This is a genomic window from Yersinia sp. 2542 StPb PI, assembly GCF_048593855.1.
GTDB lineage: Bacteria > Pseudomonadota > Gammaproteobacteria > Enterobacterales > Enterobacteriaceae > Yersinia > Yersinia enterocolitica_E.
This window is the reverse complement of the sequence record NZ_JAZGQA010000093.1, coordinates 1-17,220: the sequence shown is the minus strand read 5'-3', so window position 1 is coordinate 17,220 and position 17,220 is coordinate 1. Positions and strand designations below refer to the sequence as shown.

Sequence of the window (17,220 nt, the reverse complement as noted above, 5' to 3'; positions counted from 1 at the left end):
TCATTCCAGAATTTAACGCCAGCAACAAATTATTGACAAACTCATCTGCAACAGCCCAGTTCCGGCAAGTATAATATGAGATATTTTGTGGTGAGAAGTTAATAAAAGCTCAGTGTTTACTATGATTAAAACAAAAACAGCCTCATAAAGAGACTGTTTTTATTACTACCACAGCGGACTACCATTCATAAGCCACAGTGAACAATAGCGCCCGACGATGCTGATGCTCGTGGAGCTGCCTGACACAATAGATATGGCGATAGCGCCGTGATTGACCTTCAAGCCAGCGATTTCTTCGGCGCTGATTTTGCCGCAGCATACGCCAACGGCCCACCTCATTCTTACTCCGTCTCATGAAACAATTCTTCCAAAGCTGAGAACTGGGCTATTATAAACCTTTCATCTTGTGAGCCAAGCCGCTGCACGGCGAAATCGCGGGTTTAGTCCAAATAGTTTATTTAGCTCAGCGTGGAAAGATCAAAAAAATCCCGTTAAATATTTAATTACCCGTTGCAAGTCCTTTAGCTTAAAAGATTTTATCCAGTAATATATCTGATTAAAGGTTTCGCCTTTGCAATACTGTGCGTACACTCTTTAGTGACCGTTTGTGAACAGGACTTCCGCCCTTATGACAACATTTTATACCGTAATCAGTTGGCTCTCGGTTTTTGGCTATTGGTTGCTTATTGCCGGGGTAACATTGCGTATTCTGATGAAACGCAGAGCCGTTCCTTCGGCGATGGCATGGCTGCTGGTTATTTATATTCTGCCGTTAGTTGGGATAATTGCGTATCTCTCATTTGGTGAACTTCATCTCGGCAAACGCCGTGCTGAGCGAGCAAAAGCGATGTGGCCATCCACTGCTCGCTGGTTAAGTGAACTGAAAGACTGCCAACACATTTTTGCCACTTCAAATAGCGAAGTCGCTACCCCATTATTCCAGTTATGTGAACGCCGCCAAGGCATCAGCGGCGTTAAAGGTAATCAATTACAGTTATTGACCACCACCGATGACACATTAAAAGCACTGGTACGTGACATTGAACTGGCCCGTCACAATATCGAGATGGTGTTCTATATCTGGCAGCCTGGTGGCTTGGTTGATCAAGTTGCCGAATCGTTAATGGCGGCAGCGCGCCGCGGTGTTCATTGCCGATTAATGCTGGACTCCGCCGGTAGCCAACAATTCTTTCGCACCCCCTATCCGGCGATGATGCGCAATGCTGGGATTGAGGTGGTCGAAGCACTCAAAGTCAATGTGTTCCGGGTCTTTCTGCGCCGAATGGATTTGCGTCAACACCGTAAAATTGTGTTGATTGATAATTATGTTGCTTATACCGGTAGCATGAATATGGTTGATCCTCGGTTTTTCAAGCAAGATGCCGGCGTAGGTCAATGGATCGATATGATGGCACGGATGGAAGGCCCGGTGGCCACCACCATAGGTATCGTATATGCCTGCGACTGGGAGATTGAAACCGGCAAACGTATTCTGCCCCCGCCGCCTGATACTAATATCATGCCATTTGAAGAAGAGAGCGGTCATACCATTCAGGTTATCGCCTCTGGCCCTGGATTCCCTGAGGAGATGATTCATCAGGCATTATTAATGGCGGTGTATGCAGCCCGTGAGCAGTTAATCATGACGACGCCGTATTTCGTGCCTAGCGATGACCTGCTGCATGCCATCTGTACCGCAGCACAACGTGGTGTTGATGTCAGCATTATTGTTCCTCGAGACAACGACTCGATGATGGTCCGTTGGGCTAGCCGGGCATTCTTCTCTGAATTGTTGGAAGCGGGCGTTAAAGTTTATCAGTTTGAAGGTGGCCTATTGCACAGCAAAAGTGTGCTGGTCGACGGTCAACTAAGTTTGGTTGGCACGGTCAATCTGGATATGCGCAGCTTATGGTTGAACTTTGAAATCACGCTGGTCATTGATGATGATGGTTTTGGTGCAGATTTGGCGCAAGTTCAGGACGACTACATTGCCCGCTCGGTACTGTTAGATGGTGAATTGTGGAATAAACGCCCTCTCTGGCATCGAGTTACTGAACGATTATTCTACTTTTTCAGCCCGTTACTGTAATAACTGAGGCGGCTGGTGGTAAACCTATTGTAGATTCTCTGAGTTATTGACTTCAGATAGCATAATAATTGTAAAAGCGGCATAGAGAATGTTTTAATGAGCGCAATCTGCAAATAACAAATGGGAATCGGCAAATGGACCAGAATAGACAAGAGCCAAGCTTAATGGATCTCAATAACCGCCTGACTGAAGATGAAACACTGGAGCAGGCTTACGATATCTTTCTGGAGCTGGCGGGGGACAATCTCGATCCGGCAGATATTTTATTGTTTAACCTTCAGTTTGAAGAGCGTGGCGGTGCGGAGTTATTTGATCCAGCCGAAGATTGGCAAGAACATGTCGATTTTGATTTAAACCCTGATTTTTTCGCCGAAGTTGTTATTGGCCTTGCTGATAGTGATGGTGAAGAGATTAATGATGTATTTGCGCGAGTTCTTCTGTGCCGCGAAAAAGACCATAAACTTTGCCATATTTTGTGGAAAGAGTGATCGTTACACGTCCCTTCCCCCATGGCTGCTAATACCGTAATCATAACAACCCCCGTCATTTCTCTGACGGGGGTTTTGCTTTTGGACAATCACTATCAGAATGTTATAGCGGATCGACTTTCAGACAAGATACCGCGTGGCGGAAGCTGCCCTCTAACAGTGGGCGGGTTTTCGCACACTCCGGCCCGGCAATCGGACAACGAGTGCGAAATACACAGCCTGATGGCGGATTAATCGGTGAGGGCAGTTCCCCCTCCAGTAGCTGAATCACTTTCGCCCTTTCTTTGTCAGGATCAGGGATAGGTACCGCCGACATGAGCGCCTTGGTATAGGGATGTTGTGGATTATGATAAACCTCATCGTAGGTCCCAAGCTCCACTGCGTGGCCTAAATACATCACCAGCACTCGATCAGAAATATGCTTCACCACAGCTAAATCATGGGCGATGAATATTAGTGACAAGCCCATTTCGCGCTGTAATTGCTGCAACAGGTTCACCACTTGCGCCTGAATTGACACATCAAGAGCAGAGACCGGTTCATCACAGATAACCAGCTTCGGTTCAAGAATCAATGCACGAGCAATACCAATACGTTGACACTGCCCCCCCGAAAATTCATGGGGATATCGGTTGATCAAGTTAGGCAACAAGCCGACCTTAAGCATCATTGCTTTAACTTTATCTTTGATTTCTTGACGCGACATTTTGGGATGATAAGTTCGCAGCGGCTCAGCGATGATTTCACCGATGGTCATACGCGGGTTTAATGAAGCCAGTGGATCCTGGAATATCATCTGAATATCACTACGGGTCGCGCGCCATTGTGCATCACTCAGGCTCAGCAAATCTTTACCTAACCATGAAACACTGCCACTGGTCGCTTTCACCAAACCAATAATGGCACGGGCGAATGTTGATTTGCCACAGCCAGATTCGCCAACCACACCTAAGGTTTCGCCTTCATACAAGCGCAATGTTACGCCATCAACGGCTTTTAGTGTTTTTGATGGCTGCCAGAACCATTGTTTGCCATCCTGAATATCAAAATGGACTTTTAGATCAGCCACTTCTAGCAATACTTTCTTCTCAGTCATGGCATTCATACTAGTTCCCCTACTGGCTTATAACAGGCACGTAAACGGCCATCACCAAAATGCTCCAATGGCGGGGCCACGCCACAGCGATCCATGGCATATTGGCAACGCGGTTGGAATGGGCAACCTTTCGGCAAGCGCAATAAATTCGGCGGATTACCCGGTATCGTCATGAGAGATTCGCCTTCAGCATCAAGACGAGGAACCGCATTCAGTAGACCAATAGAATAAGGGTGACTTGGGTGATAAAACACATCGCGGGCCTGACCATACTCCATCGTCCGCCCTGCATACATCACCAGAACTTTATTGCAGATTCCGGCAACGACGCCAAGGTCATGGGTGATCATGATAATCGCGGTATTGAATTCATGCTTTAGCTCATTCAGCAACGTCATGATTTGTGCTTGAACGGTGACATCAAGTGCCGTTGTTGGCTCATCGGCAATCAACAATTTAGGGCGGCACAACAGCGCCATTGCAATCATTACCCGCTGACGCATACCACCAGAGAACTCATGGGGATACATGCGCATGCGCTTACGTGCTTCTGGCATTTTTACCGCATCAAGCATGCGAATTGACTCTTCAAATGCTTCGCTTTTACTCATCTTTTTATGCAGTTGCAGCACTTCCATTAGCTGCTCACCAACACGCATATAAGGATTCAACGAGGTCATTGGGTCTTGGAATATCATCGAGATTTCCTCAGCCCGCAAACGGTTTAACTGTTTTTCCGGCAGATTTAAGATTTCGCGGCCATTAAACTTTGCTGACCCCCCTATCCGGCCATTACTGGCCAGCAACCCCATCAAAGCAAAAGCTGTTTGCGATTTCCCTGAGCCAGACTCACCTACAATGCCTAATGTTTCACCCGCACGCAGATCAAAATTAAGGGCGTTAACTGCCGTTACATCACCATCTGGCGTACCAAAAGTCACGGTTAAATCTTTTACATCCAGCAGGATATTTTGTTCCAACTGTCTATTTTGTTCCAACAATCTATTTTTTTCCAACAATGCCGATTGCTGAACAGCAGACCGATTATCAATAGTCGTCATAGTGCTACTCCTCAGCGATCTTTCGGATCGAGGGCATCACGCAAGCCATCGCCGATAAAGTTGAAACAGAACAAGGTCACTACCAGAAAACCGGCAGGGAACATCAGCAACCATGGCGACACTTCCATGGAGTTGGCGCCATCACTTAGCAATGCGCCCCAACTACTCAAGGGTTCTTGAGTGCCTAAGCCAAGGAAACTCAGGAAAGATTCAAACAAAATCATACTGGGAACCAGTAAAGAAGCGTACACCACCACCACACCCAACACGTTCGGAACGATATGGCGCAATACGATATTACGTGTGGAAACACCGCCCACCAATGCGGCCTCAATAAACTCTTTCCGTTTCAAACTTAATGTTTGTCCACGGACAATACGCGCCATATCCAGCCAGGACACCATGCCAATCGCCACAAATATCAATAGAATATTCTGGCCAAAGAAGGTCACTAACAGAATAACGAAGAACATGAAGGGGAATGAGTTAAGAATCTCCAACAGGCGCATCATCAGTGAATCGACTTTCCCGCCGAGATAGCCCGATAAAGAGCCATACAAGGTGCCGACAACCACAGCAACCAACGCCGCAGCCACCCCCACCATCAATGAGATCCGACCACCAATAGCAACACGAACCAACAGATCCCGACCAGAAGAGTCAGTACCAAAGTAGTGCCCGGACTCAATATTCGGGGCGGCTGACATCATGCCCCAGTCCGTGTCCGAATAAGTAAACTGCGCTAACATCGGCGCCAAAATAACAAATAGGGTAATTAACATTAGGATCACCAAACTGGTGATCGCCGCGCGGTTATGAACAAAACGACGGCGGGCATCCTGCCAAAGGCTGCGCCCTTCAACTTCCAGTTTTTCACTGAAAACTTCCAGAGCTTCGCTATTTTTATTGCTCAACATAATTGGCGTGCTCCAGTGCTAGTAACGGATTTTAGGATCGATAACGGCATACAGCACGTCAACAATCGCATTGAATAAAATAGTCAAAGCGCCGACTAAAATGGTCAAACTCAGCACCAAAGAGTAATCGCGGTTTAACGCTCCGTTGACAAACAACTGACCAATGCCCGGCAAACCAAAGATGGTTTCAATAACCATCGAACCGGTGATAATCCCTACAAACGCAGGCCCCATATAGGATAAAACAGGCAACAACGCCGGTTTTAATGCATGGCGTAATACGATGGTCCGCAGTGGTAATCCCTTCGCCCGCGCCGTACGGATAAAGTTAGAGTGAAGAACCTCAATCATTGAGCCTCGGGTAATACGCGCAATGCTGGCGATATAAGCCAACGACAGCGCGACCATTGGCAAAATGATAAACTTCGGCGCTCCGCCATTCCAACCACCACCCGGTAACCATTTCAATATAATGGCAAAAACCAACACCAATAAGGGGGCGACCACAAAACTCGGGATGACCACCCCAGTCATGGCAAAGCCCATTACCGTATAATCCCATTTGGTATTTTGATTCAGTGCCGCAATGACCCCAGCACTAACCCCTAATACTACTGCGAGTAAAAATGCTGCAAAACCAAGCTTCGCAGAGACGGGAAACGATGCAGACACCAGATCGTTCACAGTGTAATCTTTATATTTAAACGAAGGCCCAAGATCGCCATGCGCAAGTTGACCCAAGTAGTTGAAATACTGTTTATAAACTGGGTCGTTGAGGTGATATTTTGCCTCAATATTTGCCATGACTTCAGGAGGAAGATTACGCTCGCCAGTAAACGGACTCCCTGGGGCGAGACGCATCATAAAAAATGAAATGGTTATCAAAATAAAAAGTGTCGGAATCGCTTCCAGACAGCGGCGTAGAATAAATTTTAACATTGCCTGTACCTTTAGCCTCTTACTGCGACTTTATATTATCAACGCAATAAGGGCAGCACGCTAATTCAGCGGCTGCCCTTAATATATTAGTGCTTGATAATATAAAGATCTTTAACGTGCATATTATCCAGTGGGTCTTTACCGGTATATCCACCGACATAAGGTTTCACTAAGCGGGCATTCACATAGTAGAACAACGGCACAATAGCAGAATCTTTATCCAGCAATACCTCAGCTTGTTGATACAAACCGGCACGCTCTTTTTCAGATTTTACTTTCAGCGTATCTTGGATCAACTTATCAAAGGCTGGGCTCTTATAATGCACCGTGTTATTGCTGCTGTCAGATAGCATCATGTTCAGGAATGACGACGGTTCGTTATAGTCAGCACACCAACCAGCACGCGCGACATCGAAAGTGCCTTGATGGCGGGTATCAAGGAAGGTTTTCCATTCCTGATTTTCCAGCTTAACGTCAACCCCCAGATTTTTCTTCCAAATAGATGCTGCCGCAATAGCCAATTTCTTGTGTAGATCAGAGGTGTTATACAACAGGTTAAATTTCAGTGGTTTATCTTGTGTGTAGCCAGCTTCAGCCAGCAACTTCTTAGCCACTTCATTACGTTTTTCCTGGGTCCAGCCAAACCATTCTGGTGGGGTCAATTCTGCACCGCTGGTGTACGGAGGCGTAAAGCCATAGGCAGGTAAATCACCTTGGTTTTTCACTTTGTTCACGATGATATCGCGATCCATACCCAGTTTCAGTGCTTCACGAACGCGTGCATCGGTGAATGGCGCTTTTTGGTTATTGATTTCGTAATAATAGGTACACAGATACGGGTCAACATGAACTTCTTGTGGGATCTCTTTTTTCAGTTTCTGGAATAATTCAATCGGCATGTTGTTATAGGTCATGTCGATCTCGCCGCTGCGGTAGCGGTTAACATCAGTCACTTCAGAAGAGATTGGCAGGTAAGTAACCTGATTGATAACTGTTTTCGCATTATCCCAATAGGTTGGGCTGCGTTCTAACACAATACGTTCGTTAACGGTCCAATCTTTTAACTTATAGGCACCATTACCGACAAAATTCTGTGGCTGAGTCCACTTCTCACCAAACTTCTCAACCACAGTTTTATTAACTGGGGACATGGATGGATGAGCTAACAGTTTATCTAAATAAGGAACAGGTTCGGTCAACGTGACTTCCAAAGTATGGTCATCTAACGCTTTTACACCCAAGGTATCAGGTGATTTTTTGCCGGTAATAATATCGTCGATATTCGCGATATGGGCATATTGTACATAACTCGCATACGGAGAAACTGTTTTAGGGTCCGCCAGACGTTGCCAGCTATAAACGAAATCATGTGCTGTTACAGGGTCACCATTTGACCATTTAGCATCTTTACGCAGATGGAAAGTCCAAACTTTAAAGTCTTTGTTATCCCAACTTTCAGCGACACCAGGCAGAATCTTGCCGTTTGGATCGTTAATAACCAACCCTTCCAATAAATCGCGCGAAATATTGGATTCAGGCACACCTTCAATTTTATGCGGATCCAGTGACTGAGGTTCGGAACCATTATTGCGAACTAAAACCTGTTTCTCGGCCAGTTGTACACCTGCCGGCACATTGGCGGCAAAGGCAGTTCCCACAGCCATCATACCCATAGCAGCAGCGATACCTGCGGCCAGGAAAGTTTTCTTTGTGATGTTGGTCATGCTGATATCTACTCCAGATTTTATTATTGCGTCGCTCAGAGACTGAGCAAGCTTCACCTTTAAAAGGTATCTTTAAATCACATTGCGCGGGGAACGAACCCGGCCATGTAATGCCCTATATGTATTAGCATCAGACTAAAATCGGTACTGTGCTATACATCCCTATTACCTTGTCTGTCTCTTATTTGCTGTCATGCCACCACGATTTTCGCTTGTGAACAATTGACATATAAGTCTGTTTTGCTGCGATAAACTTTTATTACTTAATTTTTACTACAACTTACGCATATAAAGATTTTTTAAATCGACTAAATCTTGTGGGTCTTTACCGGTAAATCCGCCGACAGTCGGCCGAATAAGTCGAACACTGACTCGATAATAGACCGGCACCATTGCAGAATCTTTATCCAATAAGTTCTCTGCCTGTTGATATAAAGCAGCGCGCGCCTCGACACTCGAGGTCGTCAGCGTTTTAGCCAACAGCGCATCGAATGCTGGATTTTTATAGAAGAAAGTATTATTGCTGCTATCCGATAGCAGCATATTCAGAAAAGCGGTCGGCTCATTGTAGTCACCACACCATGTCGCCCTGGCAACATCAAATTGCCCTTGATGGCGGCTTTCTAGAGAGGTTTTCCATTCTTGATTCTGCAAGGTAACGGTGGCACCCAGGTTTTTCTGCCACATAGAGGCAGCGGCAATCGCCTGCTGCTTATTTTGATCTGAGGTGTTATAAAGCAACGTAAACTTTAATGGATTTTGGGCATTGAAACCGGCCTCGGCAAGCACTCTTTTCGCCTCTGCATTGCGTTGTTCTTGAGTCCAGTTGGCCCATTCTGGCAATGCGAAATTCCCCCCCGCCGTAAATGTCGGGGTAAAGCCATAGGCAGGGATCTGCCCTTGCCCCATAATTTTAGTCGCAATAATGTCGCGATCCAGCGTTAATTTAATTGCCGTTCTCACTCTGACGTCAGTGAATGGTGCTTTTTTATTATTAATTTCGTAATAGAAAGTACAGAGGTATGGGCTGATATGAACCTGCGATGGCAGATCCTTTTTCATTTTGGCAAATAAATTTGGGGGAATGGCACTGTTAGTCATATCGATTTCACCGCTGCGATAGCGATTAATATCACTGACTTCTGACGTTATCGGTAAAAAAGTGGCCTTATTGATGACCGTTTCGTTGTTATTCCAGTAAGTCGGGCTACGCGCCAGCACAATCCGCTCATTAACCACCCATTCTTTTAACTGAAAAGCGCCATTACCGATAAAATTTTGTGGTAGAGTCCATTTATCACCATACTTTTCAACAGCCTCACGCTTAACCGGCTTCATCGAGGTGTGAGATAACATGCTGATAAAATAAGGAACCGGCTCCGTTAGCGTCACTTGCAAGGTTTTGCTATCTAATGCCTTAACACCTAATTCATCCGGTTTTTTGGTCCCTTTCAATACCTTGTCAACATTCTCAATTTGGGCATACTGCAAATAACTGGCATAAGGTGAACCCACTTTAGGGCTAGCCAAACGCTGCCAACTATAGACAAAATCCTGAGCAGTGACCGGAGTTCCATCACTCCACACCGCGTTATCTCGCAAATGGAAGGTCCAGACTTTATAACCGTCATTATCCCAGCGCGTGGCAACTGCCGGAATTATATGCCCATTAGCATCATTGCTCACCAGACCTTCTAATAAATTCAGAATAATATTGGTTTCAGGAATGCCTTCAACCTTATGTGGATCTAATGAGGCAACCTCGGAACCATTATTAATGGTAATACTCTGATCTATCGCTAATGCCACACTGGCCGGAACTGCCGCCGCCATTGATACCGCCGAAAATGACAAACCCAGAATAGCGCCAATTATTGCCAGTGGTGGTTGCTTAAACTTTATTTGCATTTCAAACCGCCCTTTTACGAGATTTTGTGATGTTTTTCTCAAGGTTTACGTCAATCTGCTGCCCACAACGACTAGCAATAACTATTCCAAAAATCAAAATTCGGTTTAGTTTCATTAAAAAACAAGAAATCTCTTGTCGGGAAGTTGTCCGAAAACTAACAGAACCCGAAATCTGACGCCAATAAATTTTACAGAAATGTTAAGCAATTCTCTTTTCTATAGAGTAACTAACGATATTACCTATCTTAATTAGCCGCCTAAGAAATTATCATCTCTATGATTTAGCTCAAAAAAAATCATTTAAAATTTAAATTCACGGCAAAAAAATGCCAAAAAAGCCGTTCTAGAAACATAAAGTTAACATTAGCACTAATGCCAGAATAAACACCTACTGATTACAGCGTAATCACTAATAACACCTAGATAAATTCCGCACAAGCCCTACAGAATGATGTGAGCATTTTAACAACAAATAGCGTATTTAGTTTACTCTGAGGGTCACTGAATGATTTATTAAAGATGAGTAAATAAGCCTTAAGCCAAATTATCTTTATAGAGATAGCATTATTGCAGCATTTAAGTGCAATAGATTAAATTACATACATATTCTGCACTAAATTAATGCTTAGATATTTAAATATCAGGCTGAAAAACAGCAAAGGTCACCCGTAATAATACCGGTGACCTACATACCGTGGGATATGGGGATAGATTAAAGTAATCCGGGGAAAATGGCTTTGATACCGGTGACAATAAACTCGATGCCTAATGCCATCAGCAATAACCCCATAATACGCGTTATAACGTTTATACCGGTTTGCCCTAACAGCCGAACCAGCAGCGGAGCCGCCCGGAATAGCAACCAGCAACAGAACGCAAACAAGGCCACAGCCACCGTCAAGCCTAACAAATTCTGCCAGCTGTGATAGCGGGAACTCCAAACAATGGTTGAACTGATGGCACCTGGCCCTGCCATCAGTGGCAATGCGAGTGGCACAACACCGATACTTTCACGGACCGCCGTTTCGGTTTTTTCCTGCTTGTTCTGCTTATCCTCACCGAGTTTGCCGCTGATCATCGACATCGCAATGCTAACGACCAGAATCCCACCGGCAATACGGAATGAGTCGATGGAAATACCAAAAATTTTCAGAATGGCATCCCCCAAGAACAAGGATATCCACAAGATAATCGCCACTGACAGGTTAGCTGTCAGGTTAGTTTTATCCCGCCCAGCCGCTGCCTGATAGCTGGTCATACTGATAAATACCGGCAATATACCTACCGGGTTTACCAGTGCAAATAAGCCAACAAAAAACTTGATGTAACCTGAAAGGTCCAACAATGATTGACTCACACATCACTCCGCGCAATAGCTGATAAAAACGTCACAGATAACAGGCCATTATAATTTAATGCCCCAAGACAACACACCTTATGGCCCGTGCCTGGAAAATTCGCGACAAAAATAATGTCGCTACCATGCAGAATGGCACCTGCATTATTCAAGCCTCTGACCACAGTTCTTTTCACTAAAAATCACCCTTAGGGCGCTCTTCTACAGATGTGCGCGCTAATGTAATGGAATTAGTCATAGGAATCTATGTAATAAAACAGCATTTATACAAGGTAAATTTTTACCGTTTAAAATGATAACTCTTGTTAATGCCCTGTGGTGTTAATGAAGCTTTAACGTCATGAATTATCAATTTATTCACGTTAATGATAATTACTCTCAACAAATAATTGCTGAATGGTGTCAGCTTGACGATTTTGTGATTTAAATCACGAAAAACATACCTAAGAATAGTTAAGCTCTGAGCAGTGGTAGAGAGTAAGTTCACTAAGAAACAGAGTATAAAGGTTGAAAATGATATTTTCCCCCTCATCTTATTCTTAGTGGAACAAAAGCTCTTTCAGTAAATCAGCGGTAAAAAATGGCAAAGTAAGCTATAAAACTAGCTCTATTTGACCTTACGGCATACTAGAGCCTGACTATACTAGTTGCTTCAACAGCTCATTTACTAAAAGAGTTTAACATTATCAGGAGAGCATTATGGCTGTAACGAATGTCGCTGAACTTAACGAGCTAGTAGCACGCGTCAAGAAAGCCCAGCGCGAGTATGCCAACTTTACTCAAGAGCAGGTTGATAAAATCTTCCGTGCCGCAGCTCTGGCTGCAGCGGATGCCCGTATTCCCCTGGCCAAACTGGCGGTAGAGGAATCAGGTATGGGTATTGTTGAAGATAAAGTGATCAAGAATCACTTTGCTTCTGAATACATCTACAATGCCTACAAAGATGAAAAAACTTGTGGCATTTTAGAAGAAGATAAAACCTTCGGTACAATTACTATCGCTGAACCTATTGGTTTAATCTGCGGTATCGTACCAACAACTAACCCGACTTCTACCGCTATCTTCAAGGCATTAATTAGCCTTAAAACGCGTAACGGTATCGTATTCTCTCCACATCCACGTGCTAAAGACGCAACCAATAAAGCTGCAGATATCGTGCTTCAAGCCGCTATTGCCGCAGGTGCGCCAGCAGATATTATTGGCTGGATTGATGCGCCAACAGTTGAGCTGTCTAACCAACTGATGCACCACCCTGACATTAACCTGATTCTGGCAACCGGTGGCCCAGGCATGGTTAAAGCAGCTTACAGCTCAGGTAAACCGGCTATCGGTGTTGGTGCGGGTAACACTCCTGTTGTGGTTGACGAAACCGCTGATATTAAACGTGTTGTTGCATCTATCTTGATGTCAAAAACCTTTGATAATGGTGTGATTTGTGCCTCTGAACAATCTATCATCGTGGTTGATTCAGCTTACGACGCAGTTCGCGAGCGCTTCTCTTCCCATGGTGGCTACCTGTTACAAGGTAAAGAGCTGAAAGCAGTTCAGGATATCATCCTGAAAAATGGCGGTTTGAATGCCGCTATCGTTGGTCAGCCAGCAACTAAAATTGCTGAAATGGCTGGCATTAAAGTTCCTAGCAACACCAAAATTCTTATCGGTGAAGTTAAGGTTGTTGACGAGTCAGAACCATTTGCTCACGAAAAACTGTCGCCTACTTTAGCGATGTATCGTGCGAAGAGTTTTGAAGACGCAGTTGATAAAGCGGAAAAACTGGTAGAAATGGGGGGTATCGGCCATACATCTTGCCTGTATACCGACCAGGATAACCAACCTGCACGCGTTAAGTATTTCGGCGATAAAATGAAAACCGCCCGAATTCTAATCAACACCCCTGCCTCTCATGGTGGTATCGGTGACCTGTACAACTTCAAAGTGGCGCCATCTCTGACGCTAGGTTGTGGTTCATGGGGTGGTAACTCCATCTCTGAAAACGTTGGGCCGAAACACTTGATCAACAAGAAAACTGTGGCTAAGCGAGCAGAAAACATGTTGTGGCATAAACTACCGAAATCTATTTACTTCCGTCGTGGCTCTCTGCCTATCGCGTTGGAAGAAGTGGCAACTGACGGTGCAAAACGTGCCTTCATCGTGACTGACCGCTATCTGTTCAACAACGGTTATGCCGATCAAATCACCAGCGTGCTGAAATCTCACGGTATCGAGACTGAAGTCTTCTTCGAAGTAGAAGCGGACCCTACCCTGAGCATCGTGCGCAAAGGTGCCGAGCAGATGAACTCCTTCAAACCAGACGTGATCATTGCGCTGGGTGGTGGTTCACCGATGGATGCTGCCAAAATTATGTGGGTCATGTACGAGCACCCTGAAACCCACTTCGAAGAATTGGCATTACGCTTTATGGATATCCGTAAACGTATTTACAAGTTCCCGAAAATGGGTGTGAAAGCGAAAATGATCGCGGTAACCACCACATCAGGTACCGGTTCAGAAGTGACGCCATTTGCGGTAGTTACCGACGATGCCACAGGCCAGAAATATCCATTGGCTGACTACGCATTGACTCCAGACATGGCAATCGTTGATGCCAACCTGGTTATGAATATGCCTAAGTCTTTATGTGCCTTCGGTGGTCTGGACGCAGTAACTCATGCTCTGGAAGCTTATGTTTCTGTATTGGCGAATGAATATTCTGACGGCCAGGCTCTGCAAGCGCTGAAACTGCTGAAAGAATTCCTGCCAGCCAGCTACAATGAAGGTGCTAAAAACCCAGTGGCTCGTGAGCGTGTGCATAATGCCGCAACCATCGCGGGTATCGCTTTTGCTAACGCCTTCTTGGGTGTCTGCCACTCAATGGCCCATAAACTGGGTTCTGAGTTCCATATCCCGCATGGCTTAGCCAACGCCATGTTGATTTCTAACGTTATTCGCTATAACGCGAATGACAACCCAACTAAGCAGACTGCTTTCAGCCAATATGACCGCCCACAAGCGCGCCGTCGTTATGCTGAAGTTGCAGATCATCTGGGTCTGAGTGCTCCGGGCGACCGTACTGCACAGAAAATTCAGAAACTGCTGACTTGGTTAGATGAAATCAAAGCAGAGTTGGGTATCCCAGCATCAATTCGTGAAGCTGGCGTTCAAGAAGCTGATTTCTTAGCTAAAGTAGACAAACTGTCTGAAGATGCATTTGATGACCAGTGTACCGGTGCTAACCCACGTTACCCGCTGATCTCTGAGTTGAAACAGATTTTGATGGATACTTATTACGGCCGCGAATTTAGCGAAGAACTTGACCGTGAAGAAGTTGCTGTTACAGCAGCTCCGGCACCAAAAGCTGAAAAGAAAGCCAAGAAATAATAGTAATCTTAATGTGTAACCCCCATTTATAGCTGGGGGTTACACAACAGAAGATATAGCCCCCAATTGCCATTGCTGTTGGGGGTTTCTTTTTATAAGCACACTTAAAAACATTTGGTATATAACCGCTCAAATCGCCATAGTCCGCTCCTACGGACCACGCATCTAATCCCCTGACTAATCTCAATACGGCTTGCCACATCGCCACCAACCCCTGCTATACCCAAGCTAATGCGTTATAACGTCATCCCCCGAATCGACTATGGATTAAGGAGACATTAGGATCAACATCGTGTCTTTTATTAATTTTGTAAAATTGTAGAAAATGTGGCGATAAAACCAAAATAATGACCCAGTCCAGGATATAGCGTTAAACCAAGGCTTTTCACCCCGCATAAATACGAGGGATAAAGCTGTATGGCTTCATATGACGTAAACTCAGCAAAAGGTTAGTTACCCCACAGCTTCAATAAGAAATCCCGTGAGGCATCCTTGGTGGACAATGAGTATCTAGGAAGGATTTTGGAGAGAAGCCGCTTTAATCGCCTCTTTATAATGGCGGCGACAAACAGAAACGTAGCTTTCGTTGCCACCAATAACGACTTGTTCGCCGTCATGCACAGCTCTGCCCTGTTCGTCTAACCGCAGCACCATGTTTGCTTTGCGGCCACAATGACAAATTGTTTTCAGTTCAACCAATTTGTCAGCCCACGACAACAAGTATTTGCTACCGGGAAATAGTTCACCGAGAAAATCGGTACGCAAACCGTAACACAATACCGGGATATGCAGTTCATCCACCACCTGACACAATTGCTGAACTTGCTCTTTGGTCAAAAATTGGCATTCATCTAGCAAAATACAATGAACGGGCTTTTCCTGATGCTCAGTGGCAATAATGGATAATAGTGAAGTTCCACTATTATAAAGCAGTGCCTGCGAGGACAGGCCAATACGCGAACTGACAGTCCCGACACCAAAGCGATTATCTATCTCTGCGGTAAACACCAAGGTACGCATGCCCCGCTCTTGGTAGTTATAAGAAGACTGCAACAGCGCGGTGGATTTCCCTGCATTCATCGCAGAGTAATAAAAATAAAGTTGAGCCATGGGCCCGTAACTCCAGTGGTATAATAAATGGTCACAATGACAACGAGTACCAAGTTTATCATAAATTCAGACTTTACGAGGAGCAGACTACTTCTCTATATTACTGTTTTCTATATTAAGTAATGGTAGCGTTAATGTAGCTGCCGACACTTTCATTTGAAGCACCTTGCTATTATTAGGTACATTACATGACCAATCTCACAATATTGATACAGCGAACGTATGCTGCTTGAACATTAACCAGATTAGGTGCGTGGGATAGCAATAGGGTTGGATAGGATGTACCGCGATTGGTTCATTAATGATACAAGTAATGTATTACCATGGTTAATTGGTAAAATAGTGATAACAAATATTGTCAGAACCTGATAAATCCAATACAGCATGCTTTTTTTACCTTACTCAACCTTTCATCGCAGCTATATCAATATCGCACTTTTTGCATGATCAGTTATTGCACACGCTAGCACGATAAGTCGTCTATTTTTGCTTTATTGATATAAAGCAAACTTATAACTTAGTGAGAAAATCATGTTTTCGCGTAGGGTCATTAGCGAGCAAAATGAACTTTTACGTTAAAAACACTACGGAGAATAACAAACCGCCATCGCTTATTAGTAGAAAGCAGCAACTTTTCGCTAATAAAATACGTAAATTCGAGGATGCTAATCAAATTGGCTATTGCAGAAATTAAAATAGCACTCTATTATTATCCAGACGCCCCCCCACCAATTATAATTTGAGACCAGGACAATGAGCGAAGCGTTAAAGATTCTTAACAACATCCGTACTCTGCGTGCACAAGCGCGTGAATGCACTCTTGAAACTTTAGAAGAAATGCTGGAGAAGCTTGAAGTGGTCGTTAACGAACGCCGCGAAGAAGATTCTCAAGTACAAGCTGAAATTGAAGAACGCACACGTAAATTGAGCCAATACCGTGAAATGCTTATTGCAGACGGTATTGATCCAAATGAACTGCTGCAAACTATGAGTGCAACTAAAGCTACAACTAAAGCTAAGCGTGCTGCACGCCCAGCTAAATATAAGTATGTAGACGAGAATGGCGAAACTAAAACCTGGACAGGCCAAGGCCGTACTCCAGCAGTGATTAAGAAAGCCATTGAAGACGAAGGTAAATCACTGGATGATTTCC

At 44.7% G+C, this 17,220-nt stretch carries 13 protein-coding genes; 4 read left to right on the top strand and 9 right to left on the bottom strand.

Translation table 11 applies throughout. The annotated features are described in order from the left end of the window. Nucleotides 1-178 precede the first annotated feature (178 nt). On the bottom strand, nucleotides 179-355 hold the full coding sequence (locus tag V1952_RS12755) for a YciY family protein (protein WP_071843552.1): 177 nt from the start codon (nucleotides 353-355) through the stop codon (nucleotides 179-181). Nucleotides 356-628: 273 nt separating this feature from the next. Here V1952_RS12755 and cls point away from each other — a divergent pair, with 273 nt between their 5' ends. Together cls and V1952_RS12745 are read left to right on the top strand one after the other, a co-directional pair. Continuing rightward, the gene (gene cls, locus V1952_RS12750; protein WP_083158940.1) at nucleotides 629-2,089 is read left to right on the top strand and encodes a cardiolipin synthase; all 1,461 of its coding nucleotides are present in this window, start codon (nucleotides 629-631) and stop codon (nucleotides 2,087-2,089) included. Nucleotides 2,090-2,253: 164 nt separating this feature from the next. Next, the gene (locus V1952_RS12745) at nucleotides 2,254-2,577 is read left to right on the top strand and encodes an HI1450 family dsDNA-mimic protein (protein ID WP_032819973.1); all 324 of its coding nucleotides are present in this window, start codon (nucleotides 2,254-2,256) and stop codon (nucleotides 2,575-2,577) included. 103 nt (nucleotides 2,578-2,680) lie between these two features. Here the strand turns inward: V1952_RS12745 and oppF are convergent, their stop codons facing one another. The 7 genes from oppF to V1952_RS12710 all read right to left on the bottom strand — a co-directional run bounded on the left by oppF (nucleotide 2,681) and on the right by V1952_RS12710 (nucleotide 11,579). Continuing rightward, entirely contained in the window at nucleotides 2,681-3,682 is a 1,002-nt protein-coding gene (gene oppF, locus V1952_RS12740) for a murein tripeptide/oligopeptide ABC transporter ATP binding protein OppF (RefSeq protein WP_372558962.1), read from the bottom strand. Continuing rightward, complete coding sequence (locus tag V1952_RS12735; protein WP_372558961.1) at nucleotides 3,679-4,734, bottom strand: ABC transporter ATP-binding protein; 1,056 nt, start codon at nucleotides 4,732-4,734, stop codon at nucleotides 3,679-3,681. The genes oppF and V1952_RS12735 overlap by 4 nt, the downstream gene beginning before the upstream one ends. 11 nt (nucleotides 4,735-4,745) lie before the next feature. Beyond that, nucleotides 4,746-5,654: an oligopeptide ABC transporter permease OppC gene (oppC, locus tag V1952_RS12730; RefSeq protein WP_083158943.1), complete on the bottom strand. Its 909-nt coding sequence runs from the start codon at nucleotides 5,652-5,654 to the stop codon at nucleotides 4,746-4,748. Nucleotides 5,655-5,669: 15 nt separating this feature from the next. Next, nucleotides 5,670-6,590 (bottom strand): oligopeptide ABC transporter permease OppB, encoded by a 921-nt coding sequence (oppB, locus tag V1952_RS12725; RefSeq protein ID WP_083158944.1) that lies wholly within the window; start codon nucleotides 6,588-6,590, stop codon nucleotides 5,670-5,672. Between the two features lie 86 nt (nucleotides 6,591-6,676). After that, on the bottom strand, nucleotides 6,677-8,314 hold the full coding sequence (gene oppA / locus V1952_RS12720) for an oligopeptide ABC transporter substrate-binding protein OppA (RefSeq protein WP_372558960.1): 1,638 nt from the start codon (nucleotides 8,312-8,314) through the stop codon (nucleotides 6,677-6,679). 273 nt (nucleotides 8,315-8,587) lie between these two features. Continuing rightward, nucleotides 8,588-10,222: an ABC transporter substrate-binding protein gene (locus tag V1952_RS12715; protein ID WP_420074851.1), complete on the bottom strand. Its 1,635-nt coding sequence runs from the start codon at nucleotides 10,220-10,222 to the stop codon at nucleotides 8,588-8,590. Between the two features lie 712 nt (nucleotides 10,223-10,934). Beyond that, on the bottom strand, nucleotides 10,935-11,579 hold the full coding sequence (locus V1952_RS12710; RefSeq protein WP_050101351.1) for a YchE family NAAT transporter: 645 nt from the start codon (nucleotides 11,577-11,579) through the stop codon (nucleotides 10,935-10,937). A gap of 699 nt (nucleotides 11,580-12,278) precedes the next feature. Between V1952_RS12710 and adhE the strand changes: the two genes are divergently transcribed. Further along, entirely contained in the window at nucleotides 12,279-14,957 is a 2,679-nt protein-coding gene (adhE, locus tag V1952_RS12705; RefSeq protein WP_372558958.1) for a bifunctional acetaldehyde-CoA/alcohol dehydrogenase, read from the top strand. A gap of 510 nt (nucleotides 14,958-15,467) precedes the next feature. Here adhE and V1952_RS12700 read toward each other — a convergent pair. Next, nucleotides 15,468-16,067 carry a thymidine kinase gene (locus tag V1952_RS12700; protein ID WP_372558957.1) on the bottom strand — a complete coding sequence of 200 codons (600 nt, stop codon included), beginning with the start codon at nucleotides 16,065-16,067 and terminating at the stop codon, nucleotides 15,468-15,470. A gap of 753 nt (nucleotides 16,068-16,820) precedes the next feature. Here V1952_RS12700 and hns point away from each other — a divergent pair. After that, a partial coding sequence (gene hns, locus V1952_RS12695; protein ID WP_420074850.1) for a histone-like nucleoid-structuring protein H-NS occupies nucleotides 16,821-17,220 on the top strand: 400 nt, incomplete at its 3' end.